The sequence below is a fragment of the Micromonospora sp. NPDC005173 genome, from assembly GCF_040608515.1.
Lineage (GTDB): Bacteria > Actinomycetota > Actinomycetes > Mycobacteriales > Micromonosporaceae > Micromonospora.
Genome location: NZ_JBEXIK010000059.1, coordinates 16,176 through 37,971, shown reverse-complemented (window position 1 = coordinate 37,971; position 21,796 = coordinate 16,176). Strand labels below are relative to the sequence as shown.

17 protein-coding genes are annotated in these 21,796 nt (G+C 70.7%); 9 read left to right on the top strand and 8 right to left on the bottom strand.

What is annotated here, in order from left to right; translation table 11 throughout:
• Positions 1 to 453: MFS transporter (locus tag ABZV00_RS34155; RefSeq protein ID WP_355613862.1), on the bottom strand; the 453-nt coding region annotated here is incomplete at its 3' end.
• 408 nt (positions 454 to 861) lie between these two features.
• On the opposite strand from ABZV00_RS34155, the gene ABZV00_RS34150 reads away from it, so the two are divergent.
• On the top strand, positions 862 to 3,867 hold the full coding sequence (locus ABZV00_RS34150) for a family 16 glycoside hydrolase (protein WP_355613860.1): 3,006 nt from the start codon (positions 862 to 864) through the stop codon (positions 3,865 to 3,867).
• A gap of 124 nt (positions 3,868 to 3,991) precedes the next feature.
• Here the strand turns inward: ABZV00_RS34150 and ABZV00_RS34145 are convergent, their stop codons facing one another.
• The gene (locus ABZV00_RS34145) at positions 3,992 to 4,201 is read right to left on the bottom strand and encodes a hypothetical protein (RefSeq protein WP_355613858.1); all 210 of its coding nucleotides are present in this window, start codon (positions 4,199 to 4,201) and stop codon (positions 3,992 to 3,994) included.
• 26 nt (positions 4,202 to 4,227) lie between these two features.
• On the bottom strand, positions 4,228 to 4,956 hold the full coding sequence (locus ABZV00_RS34140; protein ID WP_355613856.1) for an integrase core domain-containing protein: 729 nt from the start codon (positions 4,954 to 4,956) through the stop codon (positions 4,228 to 4,230).
• A 134-nt stretch (positions 4,957 to 5,090) separates the two neighbouring features.
• Between ABZV00_RS34140 and ABZV00_RS34135 the strand changes: the two genes are divergently transcribed.
• Both ABZV00_RS34135 and ABZV00_RS34130 read left to right on the top strand, forming a co-directional pair.
• On the top strand, positions 5,091 to 5,885 hold the full coding sequence (locus ABZV00_RS34135; RefSeq protein ID WP_355613853.1) for a hypothetical protein: 795 nt from the start codon (positions 5,091 to 5,093) through the stop codon (positions 5,883 to 5,885).
• Positions 5,886 to 6,464: 579 nt separating this feature from the next.
• On the top strand, positions 6,465 to 6,662 hold the full coding sequence (locus ABZV00_RS34130) for a hypothetical protein (protein WP_355613852.1): 198 nt from the start codon (positions 6,465 to 6,467) through the stop codon (positions 6,660 to 6,662).
• Between the two features lie 24 nt (positions 6,663 to 6,686).
• Here the strand turns inward: ABZV00_RS34130 and ABZV00_RS34125 are convergent, their stop codons facing one another.
• Positions 6,687 to 7,409 carry an FCD domain-containing protein gene (locus ABZV00_RS34125; protein ID WP_355613850.1) on the bottom strand — a complete coding sequence of 241 codons (723 nt, stop codon included), beginning with the start codon at positions 7,407 to 7,409 and terminating at the stop codon, positions 6,687 to 6,689.
• 223 nt (positions 7,410 to 7,632) lie between these two features.
• On the opposite strand from ABZV00_RS34125, the gene ABZV00_RS34120 reads away from it, so the two are divergent.
• The 5 genes from ABZV00_RS34120 (at position 7,633) to ABZV00_RS34100 (ending at position 14,213) form a co-directional block, all read left to right on the top strand.
• The gene (locus ABZV00_RS34120; protein ID WP_355613848.1) at positions 7,633 to 9,249 is read left to right on the top strand and encodes an ABC transporter substrate-binding protein; all 1,617 of its coding nucleotides are present in this window, start codon (positions 7,633 to 7,635) and stop codon (positions 9,247 to 9,249) included.
• Between the two features lie 83 nt (positions 9,250 to 9,332).
• Positions 9,333 to 10,292: an ABC transporter permease gene (locus ABZV00_RS34115; RefSeq protein WP_355613846.1), complete on the top strand. Its 960-nt coding sequence runs from the start codon at positions 9,333 to 9,335 to the stop codon at positions 10,290 to 10,292.
• Complete coding sequence (locus ABZV00_RS34110) at positions 10,292 to 12,256, top strand: dipeptide/oligopeptide/nickel ABC transporter permease/ATP-binding protein (RefSeq protein WP_355613844.1); 1,965 nt, start codon at positions 10,292 to 10,294, stop codon at positions 12,254 to 12,256. Before ABZV00_RS34115 ends, ABZV00_RS34110 begins: the two co-directional genes overlap by 1 nt.
• Positions 12,253 to 13,284: an ABC transporter ATP-binding protein gene (locus ABZV00_RS34105; protein WP_355613842.1), complete on the top strand. Its 1,032-nt coding sequence runs from the start codon at positions 12,253 to 12,255 to the stop codon at positions 13,282 to 13,284. Before ABZV00_RS34110 ends, ABZV00_RS34105 begins: the two co-directional genes overlap by 4 nt.
• Entirely contained in the window at positions 13,281 to 14,213 is a 933-nt protein-coding gene (locus ABZV00_RS34100) for a dihydrodipicolinate synthase family protein (protein WP_355613840.1), read from the top strand. The genes ABZV00_RS34105 and ABZV00_RS34100 overlap by 4 nt, the downstream gene beginning before the upstream one ends.
• A 4-nt stretch (positions 14,214 to 14,217) precedes the next feature.
• On the opposite strand, the gene ABZV00_RS34095 is transcribed toward ABZV00_RS34100, so the two are convergent.
• The 3 genes from ABZV00_RS34095 to ABZV00_RS34085 all read right to left on the bottom strand — a co-directional run bounded on the left by ABZV00_RS34095 (position 14,218) and on the right by ABZV00_RS34085 (position 18,209).
• A complete protein-coding gene (locus ABZV00_RS34095) occupies positions 14,218 to 15,210 on the bottom strand; it encodes an acetylxylan esterase (protein WP_355613838.1) in 993 nt (330 codons plus the stop codon).
• Between the two features lie 86 nt (positions 15,211 to 15,296).
• Complete coding sequence (locus tag ABZV00_RS34090; RefSeq protein WP_355613836.1) at positions 15,297 to 17,165, bottom strand: sialidase family protein; 1,869 nt, start codon at positions 17,163 to 17,165, stop codon at positions 15,297 to 15,299.
• Between the two features lie 345 nt (positions 17,166 to 17,510).
• Positions 17,511 to 18,209: a FadR/GntR family transcriptional regulator gene (locus tag ABZV00_RS34085; protein WP_355613834.1), complete on the bottom strand. Its 699-nt coding sequence runs from the start codon at positions 18,207 to 18,209 to the stop codon at positions 17,511 to 17,513.
• Positions 18,210 to 18,431: 222 nt separating this feature from the next.
• Here ABZV00_RS34085 and ABZV00_RS34080 point away from each other — a divergent pair, with 222 nt between their 5' ends.
• Positions 18,432 to 20,423, top strand: coding sequence for a beta-galactosidase (locus ABZV00_RS34080; RefSeq protein WP_355613832.1), 1,992 nt, complete (start codon positions 18,432 to 18,434; stop codon positions 20,421 to 20,423).
• Positions 20,424 to 20,470: 47 nt separating this feature from the next.
• Here ABZV00_RS34080 and ABZV00_RS34075 read toward each other — a convergent pair whose 3' ends face one another.
• Entirely contained in the window at positions 20,471 to 21,685 is a 1,215-nt protein-coding gene (locus tag ABZV00_RS34075) for a sialidase family protein (RefSeq protein ID WP_355613830.1), read from the bottom strand.
• Positions 21,686 to 21,796 lie beyond the last annotated feature (111 nt).

Sequence of the window (21,796 nt, the reverse complement as noted above, 5' to 3'; positions counted from 1 at the left end):
GAGCACCGGGGCGAGCGTCGCGCCGGTCGCGAACAGCGCTATCACCCGGCCGCGCACCGCGACCGGGAAGGGCCCGGTCACGGTCGCCGTGGCGACGGACCAGAACAGCGCCTGGGCGAGGGCGGTCACGAGGCGGGAGCCCGCCAGCACGGCGTACGTCGGCGCGAGCGCGGCGGTGGCGTTCCCGGCGGCGAACAGGAGCATCGCGCCGCCGAGCAGTTGACGCCGGGGGATCAGCTGGGTCAGCCGGGCCAGCGGCACGGACGCCAGCACGACCACGACGGCGTACCCGCTGACCAGCAGACCTACCTGCGAGCGGGACCGATCGAGATCGGGTGCGATGTGGGTCAGCAGGCCGACGGGCAGCAGTTCGGTCGTGATGAACGCGAACGCGGCAAGGGAGAGCGCGACGAGCACGGCCCTGGCCCTTCGCGGCGACACCTCCGGAGCCATGGCCCACCCCCCCTTCATGGCCACCGTAACCGAGGGCCCGACCCCCGCTCAGCTCGCCGGCCCAGCGGACCATCGACCAGATCCCGGGGCAGTCCGTAGGTGTCGTGCAACCACTGACCGAGCCGAGCACCGAGAAACCGATCGTCTCGCCCGACTCCGCCGCTCGCACACCGGCAACGGTAACCGGCCGATCCGCCGCCCCTACGACGGCGGGCCCAGGGCGAGATCGGCGGGTTCGTGGCCCCATAGGAGCGACTTTTATTCGGGCATGCAGAAGTTCGGTTGTATCGATCTAAAGTGATAGTGTCTGCGATCGATCTTTCGTCTTGCGAGACCCGTACTGGCCGGCCCTCGGGAGGACGTGGCACGGCTCCCTCCAGGCCGGGACCCGCACCCACAGGAGGAACCATGACCGCACCGAACCGGCGGCGCTGGCGCCGCCGATCCATGCTCGTGGCCGCAGGGGCCGCTCTGGCGACCGTGCTCGCCGCAGCCCCCTTCGCCCCGGCGACGGCCGCACCCGTCGCCGCCGACGTCCCGCCCCAGGAACCCGGCGTCACCCTGCGCTCGTACGACATGGGAGCTGCGCTGTCGGCGCTGTGCACCCTCAAGCCGGCGCAGACGCCGAACGTCGACAAGCTCATGCCGCAGATCAACTGGACCACCACCGACGAGTTCGGGCTCTCCGACCGGTTCATCAGCCACGTCATCGCCAACCTCGCCGCGCCGGTCGATGGCGACTACACATTCCGGCTCATTAGCGACGACGGGTCACGGCTGACGATCGGCGATCAGCGGGTCGTCGACCACGACGGGCTGCACGGCGAAACCTCCAAGGAAGGCTCAACCACCCTCAGCGCCGGCCTGCACCAAATGCGCCTCGAGTTCTTCGACAACGGCGGCGGCCAGGTGTTGCGCCTCGAATGGCGCCGCCCAGGGGCGGCCAACTTCGAGCTCGTACCGAACTCCGCCCTGAGCACCGACGCCGGCGTCGTACGCGTCACCGCCCCGGGATGGAAGTACTGCGAGGGGGCCACCGACTCGGCCGGCGACGGCCTGCCGCTCGATCGGGTGCACCCGGGCTACACCCTCACCGACCTGCGCCCCGAAGGGCTCCAGCCGCAGGTCACCGGCATGGCGTTCCGGCCCGACGGCGACCTGGTGATCTCCACCTGGGGCGGCACCGACAACGCGACCGGCGAGGTCTACCTGGTCGAGGGCGTCACCGGCCAGACCAGCCCCGAGCAGGTGACCTACCGCAAGTTCGCCGACGGGCTACGCGAGCCCCAGGGCGTCGCGGTGGTCGACGGCACCGTCTACGTCAGCCAGAAGCACGAGCTGACGGCCCTGCGCGACACCGACGGCGACGGCCTCGCCGACGACCGCCGCACGGTCGCCACCTGGCCCTGGGGCGGCAACTTCCACGAGTTCGCGTTCGGCCTGCTGCACCGGGACGGGTACTTCTACCTCAACCTGTCCGTCGCCATCAACCAGGGGGGCGCCACCACCGTGCCCCAGCCCGCGCCGAACCGCGGAACCTCGATCAAGGTGAACGCCAAGACCGGCGAGATCACCTATGTCGCCGGAGGGCTGCGCACCCCCAACGGAATCGGGTGGGGCCCGCGCGGCGAGGTCTTCGTCACCGACAACCAGGGCGGCTGGCTGCCCGCCTCCAAGCTGGTCCAGATCCAGCAGGGGGCGTTCTACAACCACTACACGACGCCCGAGGGCCCGTTCGACGACAAGCCGGTGACGCGTCCCATCGTCTGGATTCCGCAGAACGAGATCGGCAACTCACCGTCCACTCCCGTGCTGTTGAAGAAGGGGCCGTACGCGGGGCAGCTGGTCATCGGCGACGTGACCTACGGTGGCCTGCAGCGGGTGTTCCTCGAGAAGATCGAGGGGCAGTACCAGGGCGCGGTGTTCCGGCACACGCAGGGCCTGGAGGCCGGCGTCAACGAGGTCACCCTCGGCCCCGACGGCGCGCTCTACACCGGTGGCCTGGGCGCCGGCGGCAACTGGGGCCAGGAGGGCAAGCTCACCTACGGCCTGCAGAAGCTCACGCCCAACGGCACCTCGGTCTTCGAGGTCAAGCAGATGCGCGCGTCGCATGTCGGGTTCGAGCTGGAGTACACCAAGCCGCTGTCGGCCGAGACCGCGCAGGATCTCGCCGAGGCGTACCAGGTGACGCAGTGGCGCTACGGTGCGACGAGCCAGTACGGCGGTCCGAAGCTCGAGCTGGAGACGCTCAAGGTGGCCAAGGCCGAACTGTCGGCCGACGGCCGCACCGTCAAGCTCCAGATCCCGGGCCTGAAGGAGAACCGGGTGGTGCACGTTCGCTCCCCGCGTCCGTTCTCGTCCGCCGGCGGCGAGGAGCTGTGGAACACTGAGGCCTGGTACACGCTCAACGAGATCCCGGGCCGGGTGGTGCAGCCGCAGACCTTCTTCGAGGCCGAGGAGGGCCGTACGGTCGGCGTCGGCATGGCGACCGACCACGCCGCCTACTCCGGCGCCGGCTTCGCCGCCGGGTTCGCCGGCGACGGCGCGTCGACCCGCATGTCCGTCGATGTGCGCGAGGCCGGGACGTACGACCTGGCGATGCGCTACAGCAACGGCCCGAACCCCTACTCCGGCGAGAAGCAGCTGAGCCTGTACGTCAACGGGGAACGGGTCGAGCAGACGGTCTTCCCCTCCACCGTGACCTGGAAGGAATGGGGCACCGTCAGCACCAGGGTGCGCCTAATCAAGGGTCGCAACCTGGTCGAGTACCGCAAGGAGGCCGCGGATTCCGGGCACGTGAACCTCGACGTGCTGGCCGTCCGGCCGCACGGCAAGCGCATCACGCTGTTCAACGGTGGCCAGCTCACCGAGTGGCAGCACAGTGACGGGCGCGAGCCCGAGTGGGCGGTCGCGGACGGTGCCATGACGGTGCGCAACGGGGACCTGCGCACGGTGCAGGCCTTCGGCGACTTCCGCCTGCACGTGGAGTTCAACCTGCCGCTCTACCCGCCGGACGTGACCGGCCAGGCGCGCGCCAACAGCGGCGTGTACCTGCAGGACCGCTACGAGATCCAGGTGCTGGACTCCTTCGGCATCGACCCGCCGCAGACCAACGACTCCGCGGCCATCTACACGCAGAAGGCCCCCGACGTGAACGCGGCGCTGCCGCCGCGGACCTGGCAGACGTACGACATCGACTACCGGCAGGCCCGCTACGACGCGGCCGGCAACAAGGTCGAGAACCCGCGCGTCACCGTGGTGTGGAACGGCGTCACGGTGCACGACGACGTCGAGATCCTCGGCCCGACCGGTGGCAGCCGGCCCGAAGGTCCGGCCACGGGCGCCGTCCGGCTGCAGGATCACGGCAACCCGGTCCAGTACCGCAACATCTGGATCGAGCCGCTCGACCGGTAGTTTCGCCGGCAGCCAGCACGCGGGCGGCCGGGACCGGTTAGCCGGCCCCGGCCGTCCGCACAGCGGACCCGACGGCTCGGCCGCCTCTTGGAGCCTTTGGCCCGGCGAGCCGAGCAGCGCGGCGTCAGGTCTCAGGCGCTGGCTCGGGTCCCTGGTCCGTCCGATCCTCGGACCTGATCGTGGCTGAGTCGCGGACCGCGTCGCCGTCCTGGCGTCGGATGGCCAACTCCTCCGCCGCGACCATCAGGACGATCACCAGGATCAAGGACGCGATCGCGGCGAGGCCCGGCATCAGCGTGGCCAGCGGGAACAGCAGCAGGCTGTGGGGTTTCAAAACTCGGTCGCGGCCCTGGCCTGCTGTTAAGCGGCGCGCTCGTACTCGTTGATTAGGCCGCCGAGGACCGGTCGGCGAGCGACTCGTCGGTGGTGCGCGTTGATGGCGGGCTGGGTGGATCGTGGGGGAGTGAGGTGCAGGGCCCGGTGTGGCCGCCGCCCGTTGTAGTGCGCGGCGTACGTACGTAGGACGTGCCGCAGGTGGCGGGCACCGAAGATGAGCATCCGGTCGGTGACTTCGGTGCGGGCGGTGAGCACGAACCGTTCGGCGTAGGCGTTGGCCCGCGGACCCCGTGGCGGGATCTTGACAGCGGTGATGCCGGCGTCGGCGAGCACCGCGTCGAAAGCCGCGGTGAACTGCCCGGCCCGATCCCGGATCAGGAACGTGAACTGGTCGGCCCGGTCGCCGAGATCCAGGAGCAGATTGCGGATCTGCTGGGTGGTCCACGGCCCGTCCGGGTTGCTGGTCACGCCCAGCATGTGGACGTAGCGGGTGCCGACCTCGAGGACGAAGAACACGTACAGCCGGGTCAGGGTGACCGCGCAGTCGACGTGGAAGAAGTCGCAGGCCAGCATTGTCGATGCCTGGGTGCGTAGGAACCGGCGCCAGGTGACGTTGTCGCGACGCAGCGGCGCTGGCGGTATGCGGAGACGCTTGAGGATGCGGCGGACGGTGGACGCGCCGACCCTATAGCCCAGACTCCGGAGCTCTCTCTGCACACGCTGGTAGCCCCAGCCGGGATTGTCGCGGGCCATCCGCATCACCAGGTCCACTACGGTCGGGTCGATCGGTGGACGGCCGACGTGGGGGTGTGTCCAGTGCCGGGTAATCAGGCGTCGGTGCCACCGCAGCAGAGTCGCGGGGGTGACCAGCCACGGTGCGCGGGGCGGTGCGGTCGAACGGGACCGTGGCCGTCGTACGGGAGCCGACCGCGCGCGGCGGTGCCCGGGCGGTGTTCACCCCGGCCGCCGTCGGCGACTATGTCGAATACCCTTTCACCGTCGGGCGGGCCGGTGAGTACGACGCGGTCCTGCGCTACTACCGGCCGGTCGATGGGGGAGTGGTCACCGTGACCATCGACGGCGAAGAGTCGTACCGGTCGACCGTTGATACGGCGGCCGAGAGCGCCGACGGCTACGACATCCTGTTCCTCGGCCCGGTACGACTGCGGCCCGGCCGGCATCGGATCCGCTTCACCCCGGTGAGCTCCGGCCGGCGCGGCGGGCGGCTCATCTCACTCGACGAACTCAGTCTGGTCGAGGGGCCCCGTCCCGACATCCGCGACGAGGTGACTGTCGACAACGCCGAACTGGGTTTCGAGATCGTCTTCGGTAGCTGGTCCGCCGGCACCGGCGTGTCCGGCTACTACGGCAGCAACTACCTCTCGCGCCCCGCCGGCACCGGCGGCAACGTCGTGCGATGGCGGCCGGCCCTGCCCGGCGGCGACCGATACGAGGTGCTCGTCTCCGACACCGCCGCGTCCAACCGGCCACGAACGCGGCCTATATCGTGCACCACGCCGAAGGGACCGATAACGTGCTCGTCAACCAGAAACTGCGCGGCACACCTGAGACGCGCGGCGGCGAATGGGTCTCGCTCGGCACCTTCCCCTTCGCCGCCGGCATCAACGGTTACGTGCAACTCAGCGACAACGCCGACGGGTACGTCATCGCCGACGCCGTGAAGTACCGGCGCAGCTGACGGCAACCGGCCGGCCCGAGCCGCGGCCTGGCCCGCGACACCATCTGCAATGACGACACCTCCGGGCTTCGAAAGCTGGATGCACCTGCATATCAGCCAGACTGCGTGGTCTGCGCCCGGCGGTGGCTGTGTGCCAGGGCGCCGTCTGAGTCGCCTAGGAGGGGGCGAGATACCCGAGAGCCCAGGAGCCAGACATGCGGTCGTCGGCGGGTCCGCCGAGCAGCCATGCCTCGACCGCGGCCATCAGGGACTCTCCATGAGCGGGGCGGCTGCGGTCAGCAAGCCTTGCGACGGCCGCGATGAGGATGGCCACCGCGCCGACGAGGCCAGTGACACCGGCGAGGTGGTCCGGTGGCGTCTGCCGGTCCGTGCGTCGTGTTCGGCGGCGTCCACCCCCGGTCATGACTGCTCTCCCTCGCCAGTAGGTGGGACGTGGCGCCGTCCCTGTCGAGGTACTTCAAAAGGGGTAGTTTGACCGATCAACTCGTCGCGGCACCATCTCGGTGGATACTCAGCACCTGTGGACAACCGAATGATCCTTATGGCCTCTGGGTAAGCGACCATGAATGACATTGTGCTCGGGCCTGGTACCAGCGAGGGTTCGGACGGCGCCGGCGGAGAGGCCATCGCACCCTCCGGCCCAGGGTCCGGAACGTGTCCCACACCCGCGCCGGCCACGAATGCGCTGGAGGCGGACGCGGCGATCGAGGCGCTGGGCGCGACCGTCGCCGATGTGATCGACCCGGAGCCGACCCGCTGAACGACCGGCCGGGGTGCCGGCGGGTCAGGAACGGCCTCGCAGGCGTGCCAGCCGCTCGCGTACGCCGTCGAAGTGGGCCTGCACCGCGGTAACCGCTGCCTCCTTGTCGCCGGCGACCACGGCCTCGTGGATCACCCGGTGCCGGTGCACGACCTCCTGCGGTGACTCGGTCGGCGCGCCGAGGTCCAGCCGTAGCTGGTGGTACACGTCCCAGAAGGCGCCCAGCAACTGGCCGACGAGGGGGTTGCGCAGCGGAAGGTAGAGCACGTCGTGGAAGAGCCGGTCGATCTCCGGTGAAACGGCACCGAGGCGGGCCTCGGCCTCCATCTGGTCCAGCACCTCGACCGCGGCCGTCAGATCGGCCTCGCGGTGCCACTGGATGAGCTGGATGACCAGGCCGCTCTCTAGCGCCTCCCGGACCTGCATGAGGTAGCCGAGCTGGTGACCGCCGCCGGCGGGGGTGATCCGGCCGTGGAAGGCCAGTTCGTCGACCAGTCCGCCCAGGGACATCTGCCCGACGAACATGCCAAAGCCGTGCTTGATCTCGACAATGCCCACGGCCTGCAACGCCTTGATCGCTTCCCGGACGGAGTTGCGGCTGATGCCGAGCTCCCGCATCAGCTCCGACTCGGTGGGCAATGCGTCGCCCACGCCGAGGCCCCGGTCGAGGATCAGCCGTTTCACCGCCTCTCTGGCTTCGGCGGCGCGACTCGTTCGAGGGCGGACGGGACGGTCGGCAACACTCATGGTCAGGCTCAACCTTCCGCTGGACATCCTATGACTCGTAGGGCGGCCGGCGGTCGGCCGATCGGGCCAGACGAGGTCGAAACCTCCGGGAAACCTGTCCGACTCATTCCCTTGACCCGGTCGCCACGGTCACTCTAGCCTCCATCCTAACCGGGGAGGTGGGATGTGGAACGTCCCACGTCCTAGCAGTAACGCCAGTCACCTCAACTCGGTAGGAGGCACCGTGAGCGCCCCGGTATCCCGCGCCCACCACAGCCGCCGCGACTTCCTGCGCTTCAGCGGGATGCTCGGCGCGGCGGCTGTCGTAACCGCCAACATCTCCGCCTGCCAGTCCGGCCCGGCGTCCACCAGTTCAGTGGGCGCGGGCACCGACAAGGACCTGGTCACCGCGGTCATCGGCTACGGCAACGACCAGAGCTGGGACCCGACGATGACGGCGTCGGCGTTCTCCATGGCCGCCAACAACCACATCTACGAGGGGCTGGTCGAGACCGACCCGGTCAGCCGCGAACCCTACCCCGCGCTGGTCACCGCGCTGCCCACCGACACCGCGGCCACCACCTGGCGATTCACTCTGCGCGAGGGCGCGAAGTGGCACGACGGCCAGCAGGTCACCGTGGACGACGTCCTCTTCACCTTCGACCGGGTGCTCGACAAGTCCACCCTGGTCAGTTCCTTCTTCCGCTCCTGGCTGAAGGAGGTGAAGCGGGTCGACGACCGGAACGTGGAACTCGTCTTCCACTTCCCGTTCCCCGATGCCCTGCGCCGCCTCTCGATCGCGAAGATCATGCCGAAGCACGTGTTCGGCGCCGCCGGCGGCTGGGACGCCGCGAAGGGCGGCAAGGCGGTCGGCTCGGGCCCCTACCGACTCACCGCGCACAACCCCAAGTCGAACACCACCTTCGAGGCGTTCGCCGACTACAACGGGCCTCGCAAGGCGCGGTTCAAGAAGATGAACTGGCTGTCGATCGTCGACAGCTCCGCCCGGGTCGCGAAGATCTCCGGCGGGTCCGCCGAGGCGCAGATCGCGGACAACATCCCCTACGCCAACATCGACCAGCTCAAGAAGTCCGGGCTCACCGTCGAGGGCGGCAAGGGCATGAACCACATGTTCCTGATGTTCAACACCGGCGCCAAGCCGTTCGACGACGTACGGGTCCGGCAGGCGCTGCTCTACGCCATCGACACGCGGAAGATGATCGACGTGGCGCTCAAGGGCCACGGCAGCGCGTCCACGAGCTTCCTCAACGAACAGAACCCCTCGTACGCCAAGGCGAAGACTGTCTACGGCTACGACCCGGCGAAGGCGAAGTCCCTGCTCGCCGCGGCCGGCGTCACCAACCTGTCGGTCACCCTCATGGCGGTGAACGTCAGCTGGATCGCCGACTGCCTACCCACCATCGCCAACTCCTGGAACGCGATCGGCGTCAAGACCACCCTCCAGCCGCAGGACACCAGCGCACTGTTCACCAAGATGGATCAGTCGCAGGACTACCAGGTCGTCGCGGCCGCGTCGAACCCCAACCAGTTCGGCCTCGACGCCGACCTCATCCTTCGCTACAACTACACCCCAGGCGGCACCTGGATGAAGTACACCAAGTGGGACAGCAGCACCGAGGCCAAGAACCTCTTCGCGCTGATGGACCAGGCGACCCGGGAGCCGGACCAGACCCGCAAGCTCGCGCTGACGCACCAGTACCTGGACGTCATCGCCGAGCAGGCCGTCCTCTACCCGGTGGTGCACACCGAACTGATGACCGCCTGGGACCCGAAGCGGCTCACCAGCATCCGCCCGCAGGCCTACCCGGGCATCAACCTGCTCCAAGCGGAGCGCGTCTGACGGCGGGGCGGGCGGCGGCCGGACCGTCGCCGCCCGCCCGGCCGCACCTCCGGCCCGGTCCCACCCGCCGAGGAGTCACACCCGTGGCAGTCATCGCCAGAATGCTGGTCCGCCGCCTGCTCATCCTGATCCCGCTGCTGCTGGGCGTGATCCTGTTCGTCTTCATCGTCATGCGGTTCTCAGAGAACAAGCCCGAGTACGCGTACTTCCAGGGCGCGAACCCCACACCGGAACAGGTCCATCAGTTCCAACTGGAGAACGGCCTCCTGGATCCGCTGCCGATCCGCTACCTCCGGTTCGTGGGCGACCTCGCCCAGGGCGACATGGGCACCAGCGTCCTGACCAAGTCACCCGTGCTGGACTCGGTGCTCACCGCGCTGCCGCTGACCCTGCAACTGACCTTCCTCGGCCTGCTGATCGGCGTGGTCACCGCCCTGCTCTTCGGCGTCACCGCGGCGATCTTCCGGGACCGCTGGCCGGACCAGCTGATCCGGGTGCTGTCGCTGACGGGTGTCGCCGCACCGTCGTTCTGGCTCGCCCTGCTGATGATCCAGTACCTCGCCGTCGACGCCGGCCTCTTCCCCACCGGCGGATACATCAACCCGGCCGACTCCTTCACCGGCTGGTTGCGTTCCCTGACCCTGCCGGCACTGGCCCTGTCGCTACCCGTCGCGGCTCAGCTCACCCGGATCGTCCGGACGTCGATGGTGGAGGAGCTGGACAAGGACTACGTACGCACCGCGATCGGCAGCGGCCTGCCGCCCGTCGTCGTGGTCGGCCGGAACGTGCTGCGCAACGCGCTGATCAATCCCCTCACCGTGCTCGGCCTGCGGGTCGGCTACCTCCTCGGCGGCGCGGTGGTCATCGAGACGATCTTCTCCCTCCCCGGCATGGGGAAGCTGATGATCGACGGAGTAACCAACGGCGACCCGGCCGTGGTGCAAGGCGTCGTGCTGACCATCGCCACCGGCTTCGTCGTGGTCAATCTCGTCGTCGACGTCCTCTACCTACTGGTCAATCCACGTCTGAGGAGTGCCGGCTGATGCGTCGACGACTCACCGAACGGCTGACCCGACCGGGCATCGGATTCCGCCGGCTCCCGCCCCTGTCCTGGGTCGCGCTCGGGATCCTGGTGGTGGTCGCCCTCGCCGCCCTGCTCGCCCCGATCATCGCGCCGCACTCCCCGCTGACCCAGCACTCCGCCGGCGGCGGGCCCTCCGCCACCCACTGGATGGGCCTGGACAGCGCCAACCGGGACATCCTCAGCCGCCTGTTGCATGGCGCCCGGTGGTCACTGCTCATCGGGCTCGGCGCGACTGGCCTGGCGCTGCTCGCCGGGTCCGTGATCGGGGCCCTCGCGGCCACCTCCCGCAAGTGGGTGGACGAAGGGGTCATGCGCGTCCTGGACGTGATCATGGCCTTCCCCGGCATCGCCCTGGCGGCCGTCCTGGTCGCGGTCTTCGGCGGCGGGGTCGGCGTCCTGGTGGCCGCGATCGGGTTCCTCAACACCCCGCCCGTCGCCCGTATCGTCCGGGCGAACGTGCTCGCCCAGTACGGCGAGGACTACGTCGCCGCCGAAGAGATCATCGGCGCCCCTACGCCGTACATCCTCGTCCGGCACGTGGCGGTCAACTGCGCCGCACCCATCCTGGTCTTCTGCACCGTCATGGTCGCCGACGCGATCGTGTTCGAGGCGTCGCTGTCCTTCATCGGCGCGGGCGTCCGCCCTCCCGACCCCTCCTGGGGCAGCGTCATCGCCGACGGCAAGAACCTGGTGCTGCTCGGCGGATGGTGGGCCACCGTCTTCCCCGGCCTGCTGATCCTCCTCACCGTGCTGGCCCTGAACATCCTGTCCGAGGGCATCTCCGACGCCTGGGCCACGCCCGCCGGCCGCCGCCCACCGGCCCGCCGCTCCGGCGACGTCGACACCATCGAGCAGGCCCGACCCGGATCGGGTGAGGTCACTGAACTGCCCGGGCTCGCCGAGGCGGCTCGCCGGCTCTCCGAGCGGGCCCGCCCTCTGCCCGAGGGCCCCCCGATCCTCGAGGTGGAGAACCTTGCCATCGGCTTCGACGGCCGGCACGACGGGGTGGACATCGTCGACGGGATCTCCTTCGACGTCCGGCCCGGAGAGGTGCTGGGGCTCGTGGGGGAGTCCGGCTGCGGCAAGTCCCTGACCGCTTTGGCCGTCATGGGCCTGCAGCCGCACGACGCCCGGATAAGCGGTGCCATCCGGTTCGCCGGCGCCGACCTGCTCCGCATGCCCCGCGCGGCGCGACGGCGGCTGCTCGGCCATGACCTGGCCATGATCTACCAGGACGCGCTCTCGTCGCTCAACCCGGCGATGACCGTTCGCGCCCAGCTCAAGCAACTCATCCGCCGGCGTGGCCGGCGTACGGCGAATGAGCTGCTGGAACTGGTCGGGCTCGACCCGGACCGGACGCTCTCCGCCTACCCTCACGAGCTCTCCGGCGGCCAGCGGCAGCGGGTCCTCATCGCCATGGCGCTGTCCCGGGACCCGAAGCTCATCATCGCCGACGAACCGACCACGGCGCTGGACGTGACGGTGCAGGCTCAGGTGATCCAGCTGCTGCTGCGGCTGCGGGCTGAACTCGGCTTCGCGCTGATCCTGGTCTCCCACGACCTCGCCCTGGTCGCCGACGTGACCGACCGGGTTGTGGTGATGTACGGCGGGCAGATCGTCGAGACGGGGGTGACCGCCGAACTGGTCGGCGCACCCGCCCACCACTACGCCCGCGGCCTGCTCGGTTCGGTGCTGTCGCTGGAGGCCGGCGCGGCCCGGCTGTCCCAGATCCGCGGCGTCGTCCCGTCCCCCGCCGACTTCCCGGCCGGCTGCCGGTTCGCCGACCGCTGCCCCATGGCGACCGACGTGTGCCGCACCGTCGCCCCGGAACTGGCCGGTGACCAGCGCCGCCACGCGGCGGCGTGCCACCACCCCGCGATCGCGCTCACCCAGCCGCTCACGGCGGGAACGGAGGCCCGGTGAACCCGACCGAACCGAAGGGAATTCCCCTGCTCGAACTCGCCGACGTGCACGTCGTCCACCGTGCCCGCTCGGGTGGTCTCTTCGCACGCGACCGCGTGTACGCGTTGACCAGCGCCGACCTCACCGTCAAGGCTGGGGAGACCGTCGGAATCGTGGGCGAGTCGGGCTGTGGCAAGTCGACGCTCGCCCGGGTGCTGGTCGCGCTGCAGCGCCCGACCGCCGGGACCGTCCGCTTCCGGGGCGAGGACGTGTGGTCGACGCCGGAGTCGCGACGCCGGCGGACCATCGGCGCCACCACCGGGATGGTGTTCCAGGATCCGTCCACCGCGTTGAACCGCCGGCTGCCCGTCCGGCAGATCCTGCGGGACCCGCTGGACGTGCACCGGCGCGGCGCACCGGGCGAGCGAGAGCGGCGAGTACGCGAACTGCTCGACCTCGTCGGTCTGCCGGCCAGCTCCGCTGACCTGCTGCCCGGCCAGCTCTCCGGCGGCCAGCGGCAGCGGGTCGCGATCGCCCGGGCCCTGGCCCTGAAGCCCGGCCTGGTGGTGGCGGACGAGCCGACCAGCGCGCTGGACGTCTCGGTGCGAGCCCAGATCCTCAACTTGCTGCTGGACCTCAAGGACCAGCTCGGGCTCGCCATGGTCTTCGTCTCGCACGACATCCAGACCGTGCGGCGGATGAGCGACCGGGTGGTCACCATGTACCTCGGGCGGATCGTGGAGCAGGCACCCGCGCGGTCCGTGCCCCGGCAGGCCCGGCACCCGTACACCCGGGCGCTGTTCTCCGCGACCCCGGGCCTGTTATCGCCGATCGACCCGATTCCGCTGTCGGGTCTGGTGCCCTCGGCGACGCGGCCGCCGTCCGGCTGCCCGTTCCGCACCCGATGTTGGAAGGCGGACGACACGTGCGCCCGCGACCTTCCTGCGGTGCAGGGCCTGCCGGACGGGCACGTATTCCGCTGTCACCATCCCGTTCCGGGCGGCGCCACCGACGTCGAACTGATCAACCAAGCACAGGAGCATCCATGACCAACGCCGCCGCACTCTCCGGCGTCATCCCCCCGGTGTGCACCCCGCTGACCCCCGACTTCGAGGTGGACACCCGCTCGCTCATCCGTCTCGTCGACCACCAGCTGCGAGGCGGCGTGGACGCGCTGTTCGTGCTCGGCTCCTCGTCGGAGGTGGCCTTCCTGCCCGACTCGCACCGGCGGGTCGTGTTGGACACGGTGATCGGTCACGTCGGGGGTCAGGTGCCGGTGCTCGCCGGCGTCATCGACATGACGACCCCGCGGGTGCTCGACCACGCCCGAGTCGCCGCCGAGGCAGGGGCGGCGGGCCTGGTGGCGACGGCGCCGTTCTACGCCCGAACCCACCCCCTGGAGATCGACACGCACTTCCGGACCATCGCCGGCCGGATCGGCCTGCCGCTGTACGCGTACGACCTGCCAGTGTCGGTGCACACCAAGCTCGGCGCGGATCTCGTGCTCGCGCTGGCCGCCGACGGGGTGCTGACCGGTATCAAGGACTCCAGCGGCGACGACGCCGGCCTGCGAGGGCTCCTCCTCGGTCGGCGTGACCGGCCGGAGGTCACCGGATTCAGCGTGCTGACCGGTTCGGAACTCACCGTCGACTCGGCGTTGTGGATGGGCGCCGACGGTGTCGTGCCCGGCCTGGGCAACGTCGACCCGGACGGCTACGTGCGGCTGTACCAGGCCGCCACCAAGGGCGACTGGGTGGCGGCGCGGACGGAGCAGGAACGGCTGCATCGGATGTTCGAGCTCGTGTTCGTGGGAGCGCACCGGATGGGGATGAGCTCGTCCGCGCTCGGCGCCTTCAAGGCGGCGCTGCACCTGCGGGGGATCATCGACCACCCGACCACGGCGCTGCCTCAGGTGCCGCTGAACAGCGAGGAGACCGCCCGGGTCGGCCGGTACCTGGCCGACGCCGGGCTGCTCTGAACGGTCAGGAGGTGGACGGTCCGCCCGCAGACACCCGCTTGCCGAGCCAGCGGAGCTGCTCCACCCGTTGGAAGCCGGCCCCTCCCTCGTGCCCGTTGTACGGCCACACCACGAATTCCTTGTCGGGGCTGGCGCAGTGGTGGTAGGCCGCGAAGACGGTCGACGGCGGGCAGATCCGGTCCATCAGCGCCACCGACACCAGCGCCGGGGCGGTGATGCGGGGCGCGAAGTTCAGCCCGTCGAAGTACGCCAGGGTGTGGAACACCCGGTCCACCTCACCGCGGCGGGTCTGCAGGTACGACCCCAGTTCGGCGTACGGCCCGGCGTCGGTGATGTCGACCGCGCGGCGGAAGTGGCACAGGAACGGCACGTCGGCGAGCACCCCGGCCAGGCCGTCGACCAGCCCGGCCGCGGCGAGCGCGATCCCACCGCCCTGGCTGCCCCCGGCGACGACGATCCGGGTCGGGTCGACCTGCGGGAGGAGCCGCGCGGTCGCCACGGCCCGCACCGCGTCGGCGAAGACCCGCCGGTAGTAGTAGTTGCCGGGGTCGGTGACTCCCCGGGTGAGGAAGCCGTTGCCCTGGGGCGCTCCGGACGGGTCCGGGTCGGGAGTGTCCCCGGTCAGCGAGCCGGCCGCGCCCTGGCCCCGGGTGTCCATGACCAGGTGGGCGTAACCGGCGGCGCTCCAGAAGAGCCAGTCGTGGGGCAGGCCTCGGCCGCTGCCGTAGCCGATGTACTCGACGACGCAGGGTAGCGGCCCGGACCGGTGGCGGGGTAGCAGCAGCCAGGCGCGGACGGGCTGGCCGGCGTGGCCGGCGAAGGTGACGTCATACACCTCGACCGTGGCCAGCCCCGCGTCGTACGGGTCCAGTCGCGCCGGCCATGCCGCGGCGGCGGCCTCCCCGATCGTCGTGGTCCAGAGGTCGTCGAAGTCGTCCGGTTCCGTCCGGGCCGGCCGGTAGTCGCGCAGGGTGTCCAGGGGCCAGTCGGTGAGCACAGCGCGTCCTTCCTGATCGGTTCGTGGTCGGGGCGCACGGCGGCGCCCACCTGTTGGTGGACGCCGCCGTGCTGGTGTCAGTGGGGTCAGTCGACCGTCTGCAGCGGGAGTTGGAGGCCGAGTTGGCCGCCGATGGGCAGGTTCCGTTCACGGATCAGGTCGAGCTCGGTGGGCGACAGGGCTCGACGGTAGAGGCGGACCTCGTCGAGCGTCCCACGGAAGCGGTCCACCCCGTCCACCCGCTGCCCGAGGTGGATGCCCGTGACGCCGAGCTCCTTGCCGGCCGTGACCGAGCCGGGCGGCACCGCGGCGGCCGCCACCTCGGCGCCGTCGACCCGCAGGACCAGCCGGCCGTCGACGCGTTGCAGCACCACGTGGTGCCAGTTCCCGTCGTTGTACGCCTGCGGCGAGGCGATCGAGACGTTGAACCGGTCCACCATGATCAGCGCCCGGATCCGGTTGCTCGCCGGCTCGGCCCGCAGCCAGACTTGCGGCGTCGTGCCGCTACCGGTGCGGTAGGCCCACATGATGGCGTGCGAGCCCTTCGTCTCCGCGTATCGGATCCAGGTCGCGAACGTGAAGTCCCCACCCCCGAGGTCGACCGAGCGGTCGAACGGCACCTCGATCCGGTCGTCCACCCCGTCCAGCGCCAGCCCGTCGCCGTAGCGCCCCGCCGTCGGCTCGGCGCCGCCCCGGACGTACGCCTGGTTGTGGTGGGGCGAGGTGTCAGGGGTGGTCGGGCCCGGCGCCGGTGGGCTCGGGATCCCCGGAGGCGTACCGTTCGGGGTCGCCAGGTACGCCTCGTTGAAGCGGGCGTACCGGATGCTCTCGTACGGGCTGGTCTGCCCGGCCTCGTACAGCAGCGCCGCCTCGTCGCCGTCCAGCCGGATTAGGTCGGAGTACGCGCTCGGCCCCCAGTGGAAGACCTTGCCCTCGTCCCAGGTCTGCCAGCTGCGCCCCTCGTCGAACGACGAACGGATCGTCATCACCTCCCGCGCCACCGGGTGGGCGGGGGACGAGAGCAGGATCCGGTTCCGGCGGTCGCCGGCGTCGGTCGCGCCGAACCGCACCAACGAGGCCTGCACGTCCGGCATCTCGAGGCGGGGGATGGTCCGGAAGGGGGCGTCGAAGGTGCGCCCGCCGTCACTGCTGATGGCGTACGCCCGGTGGCCCGGGTCGGTGCCACGTTCGCGGGCCAGTGCGTAGATCCGTCCGTCGGTCCGCTCGACGACGGTGACCTCCTGCGCGATCACCGACCCGTCGTCGCGGGACGTCTCGGCGCCGATCTGCCACGTCAGTCCCCCGTCGTCGCTGTAGAGCAGGTGTGTGCCGTAGACGTGCGCACCGATGCCGTCATAGCTCTCGAAGCTGGCGCCGACCACGAGCCGGCCGGCGTGCGGGCCCCGCTGGAGCTGAATGCCGTGCATCGGGCCGGTGGCGTACCAGAAGTTCCACTCCGGCCGCTTGGCCTCCGTCAGCTCGCGTACGGGCGACCAGGTCGCACCGTTGTCGTCGCTGGTGACCAGGTAGGGGTCGCGGTCGCAGCCGTTCGGGCACGGGGCCGGACCGTTGCTGGTCCCCACCACCACGACCCGACCGGTGCGCTCATCGACGATTGGCACCGGGTTGCCCCGGGTCTGGCCATTGCCGTCGACCACCACCTGGAGCGGTCCCCAGGTGCGCCCGCCGTCGGAGGACCGGCGCAGCACGAGGTCGATGTCCCCGTCATCGCCGCAATCAGCGACCCGGCCCTCGGCGAACGCCAGGACCATGCCGTTCGTCGCCCGGACGACGGCCGGGATCCGGAAGCAGGCATACCCCAAGCTTCCCTGCCTGTAGAGCACCTGCTCATCGATGAACGGAACGGCACTGCCCGCGCCGGCCCGCCCGTGGCTCGCCTCGGCGGCGGCCGCGGGCGGTGGCGCGGTGAGCGTGGCGGCGAGCAGGCCGGCCATGGCCAGCAAGATAACGGCCGGGCGGCGGTGCACCCGCGCGCCGGTGCGGTGCGATGTTCGATGCCCTTCCCTCATGTCGCGCCCTTCCCGATCGGGGGTGGTGGTGGCGGTCATCCTATGTGGGACGTGGGATGTCCGAAAGGTGGTCCACCGCAGGATCCGCGAGGGGCCGGGCCGCCGCGGTGGCCGCCAGCCATGTCTGCGCCGTCCCAGCAACTGGCTCCGCGGTAAGGCAAGGCACCCAGGTTTAGGCGCAACGTCCGGCTGTGGCCGGCCGCGACGCACGTCCGCCACCGCGGGGCTGGGCTGCGGTGGGCGGCCGCCCACGACGCGCGACGGGCGGGATCAGGCCGGCTGCTGGCCCGCCTCGGCGAGCCAGCGCTCGGCCCGGGCGATCCGGGCCTTGACGTCCCGGAAGTGCAGGCGCATCGCCTCCTGCGCACCGCTTCCGTCGCGGTTGCGCAGGGCCTCGACGATTCGGCGGTGGTTGGCGACGATGTCGGACGCCCGGTCCTCGGGCGGGCCCAGGGCCGGCTCGACCTCGTGGTAGACGTCCCAGAACAGCCCGATCAGCTGGAGGACGAGTTCGTTGTTGCAGGATTCGTAGAGCAGAGAGTGGAATGCCCTGTCCGCCTCCTTGTCTCGGGCCATCGCGGTGACCAGGGCGTCCAGTGCGGCAAGTCGGGCCTCGCTGACGTCGAGGGCCACGGAACCGATGAGGCTCGTCTCCAGGATCTCGCGTACGGCGACCAGATCGTGCAGCGCCCGGACCCCGTGCCCGGGCCGGGTGCGCACCCGAAACGTCAGCGACGGTGTGAGCACGTCCAGCGGCGCGTGCCCCACGAACGTGCCGAATCCGTGCCGGATCTCCACGATGCCCAGCGCCTGCAGGGCGCGGATCGCCTCCCGCACGCTGTTGCGGCTGGCCCCGAGCAGATCCATCAGCTGCGGCTCGGTCGGCATCAGGGTGCCGGGCGCGAGCCGGCGCTCGTGGATAAGGGCGATGATGCGGTCCTGCAGCGTCGCCCTCGTGCGTGCCCGCATGCCGCCTCCCACCCTCCGTGCCGCCGCGTCGTCTCGCTCCTAACATCCCACGTCGTGGCATCGACGGGGCGGGGCGGTGGGAAGAATTTACACGGCTCACGCCTTGACGGTCACCGCGCCCCCACCTAGTGTGCCCGGATGGCGGATGACATCCCATGTCCGCCTCGCCCCGGTTCGGCAGTGCCCGGGGACGGTCACCCGGACGACGAGGAGTGGACCAGCATGACCATGCCCAGAATCTTGTTCGGCGGTGACTACAACCCGGAGCAGTGGCCGGAGGACGTCTGGGCCGAGGACATGAAGCTGATGGTCGAGGCCGGCGTCTCACTGGTCTCGGTGGGCATCTTCGCGTGGGCCCAAGTCGAGCCGCGACCCGGCGAGTACGACTTCGGCTGGTTCGACCGGGTGCTGGACCACCTGGCGGACGCGGGCATCGGGGCGAGCCTCGCCACCATGACCGCCTCGCCGCCGCCCTGGTTGTCCCGCCTGCACCCCGAGGTGCTGCCCAACCGGGCCGATGGGGTGACGCTCTGGCCCGGCGCTCGCCAGCACTACTGCCCGTCGAGCCCGGTCTACCGGGAGCACGCCGCCCGGCTGGTCGAACAGCTCGCCGGGCGCTACGGCAGCCACCCCGCCCTGCGGCTCTGGCACGTCGGCAACGAGTACGGCTGCCATGTGCGGGCCTGCTACTGCGACGTGTCCGCGGCCGACTTCCGGCGCTGGCTGCGCGACCGTTACGGCGACGTGGACGCCCTCAACGCCGCATGGTCCACCACCTTCTGGTCCCAGCGCTACGACGACTGGTCAGAGGTGCTGCCCCCGCGCACCGCACCCACGTTCGGCAACCCTGCCCAAAAGCTCGACTTCGCCCGGTTCAGCGACGACGCCATCCTCGCCTGCTACACCCTCGAACGCGACATCCTGCGGCGGCACACCCCCGACGTCCCGCTGACCACCAACTTCATCGGCCTCGTGCACAAGCCGATCGACTCCTTCCGCTGGGCCGCCGAGCAGGACGTCGTCAGCCTCGACAGCTATCCCGACCCGTACGACCCGCGTACCCACGTCGACGCCGGGTTCGGCTACGACCTCGTCCGCTCGGCCCGGCGGGGTCAGCCCTGGCTGCTCATGGAGCAGGCACCGAGCGCGGTCAACTGGCGGGAGCGCAACGCCCCGAAGCCGCCGGGGGTGATGCGATTGTGGAGCTGGCAGGCGGTCGCCCAGGGGGCCGACGCGGTGCTGTTCTTCCAGTGGCGGCAGGCCGCGGGCGGCGCCGAAAAGTTCCACTCGGCGATGCTGCCGCACACCGGAGAGCACACCCGGACCCACCGCGAGGTCCGTGAGCTCGGCGCCGAGATCGCGGCCGCCGCCGAACTCGCCGGCACCCGTGTGCAGGCCGACGTGGCCCTGCTGCACGACTGGCCGAATTGGTGGGCGGTGGAGGGCGACGCCCATCCGGCGCCGCTCGACCTCCTGGCGGCCCACCGGGCACACTACGGGCCGGTCTTCGACGCCCACGTGACCTGCGACGTCGTCCCACCCGACGCCGACCTGGCCGGCTACCGCCTGGTGATCGTGCCCAACCTGTACCTGCTCTCGACCGCGACGGCCGACGCGCTGCGCGCGCACGTGCATCGTGGCGGCATCCTGCTGGTGTCGTACTTCACCGGGGTGGTCGACGAGACCGAGCGGCTGCATCCGGGAGGCGCGCCGGGACCCCTGCGCGACCTGCTCGGGCTGCGGGTGGAGGAGTTCTGGCCGCTGCCGGTCGACGGCACCATCGGCCTGAACCTGGGTGGCCGGCACGGTCGCGGCCTGGAGTGGTCGGAGTGGGTCGAGCCGGCCGGGGCGCAGGTGATGGGTACGTTCACCGACGGCGAGCTGACCGGCCGACCCGCGGTGCTGCGGCACAGCTACGGAGAGGGCGCCGCCTGGTACCTCGCCACCCGTCCCGACCCGGCGCTGATGCGCGCGGTGCTCGACCAGGTCCGAGCGGAAGCGGGAGTCGCACCTGTCCTGCCAGACCTGCCCGACGGCGTGCAGGCCGTCCGCCGCCACGGCGGCTATCGTTCGTACCTGTTCCTGCTCAACCACGGCGGCACGCCGGCGACCGTGGCGCTGCCGGCGCCCGCCGTCGACCTGCTCGGTGAGCAGGACGCCCCGACCGACCTCGTCACCCTGCCGCCTCGCGGTGTCGCCGTGCTGCGTTCCTGACCGGGGCAGGTGTGCGCCGCGACCGGCGTCGCGGCGCACACCCCTGCTCACCCGAGCGGCCTCAGCTCCGCCGCCGGGACCCGGCGGAATGTGATGGTCTCGTATGGGCCGAAGTTGCCGGTCTCGTAGAGCACGCCGACCGTGCGGGAGTCTAGCTGCACCAGGTCGGAGTACCCGGCGGGAAGGCCGGACAGCGCCAGTGCCGGTCGCCAGGTCGAGCCCTGGTCCGTGCTGATCCGCAGTGTCATCGCGGCTCGGCTGGCCGGATCGGCGGGCCCGGAGTAGACCAGCGGCGCCTTCGGACCGCTCAGCTGCAGGACGCTGCCCTGTACGACCGGCCCCACGAGGGTCGCCTGCGGTCGATACGGCAGCACCAGCGACTGGCCGCCGTCGGTGCTCCAGGTGTCGGCCCGGTTGCCGGGCGCGCTGCCGTTGTGCTCCCGGGTGTTGAGGTAGAGCCGGCCATCCGGCAGCTCGGCCGCCGTGGACTCGTTGACGTTCACGTAGCCGTCGGGGTTGTCGTCGACCGCGCCGATCTGCCAGGTCTCGCCGGCGTCGTCGCTGTAGAGCAGGTGACCACCGTAGTACTTGGCCTCCGTACCGAGATCGGTCGAGCCGGCCGGCGGCGCGATCGAATGGTTGGCCGGCACCACCAGCCGGTCCCGATGCGCGGCACCGGTCAGGCGCAGGGCGTGGCCCGGCCCTGTGGCGTACCACCGCCAGTTCTCCGCCTTCGCCTGCCCGGTGATCTCCCGCGGCGCCGACCAATTGGCTCCGTCGTCGTCGCTGTGTTGGACGAAGACCCGGCGGCTCTGCTCGGGGGTGACCTCACCCCGCATGATCTCGGCCTCGGACGCGTCGGCGGCGTTGGTCGTGGACAGCAGGACGAGACGGCCACTCGCCGTGAGGACCGGCGCGGGGTTCCCGGCGGTGTCCGGACCGCGGTCGTGCACCAGCTGCAACGGCCCCCAGGTGCATCCGCCGTCACTGGACCGCTTGAGGACGAGGTCGATGTTGCCGGCATCGGCCAACGAACCGTGTCGCCCTTCGGCGAAGGCGAGCAGGGTGCCGGACCGGGCGGTGACGACGGCCGGGATCCGGAATCCGGTGTAGCCCTCGGTGCCGGAGACGAACGGCACAGAGGTGTCGCACCGATGCGGGGGTGCCGCCGATTCGGCCGTCGCGGGCGGGGCCCCGAGGACCAGGGAGCCGGCGAGCGCGACACCGCCGAGAGCGATCATCGAACGGGGTGATCGGGACATGTGCACCTCTTTCGTGGTGGTGGGTGGCACGTCAGGGATCCGGCGCATCGTTCTGAGATGCGCCTGGTCGGACCGGTGGTGGTGCCCCCGCTGGGTGACCGTTGGTGGGGG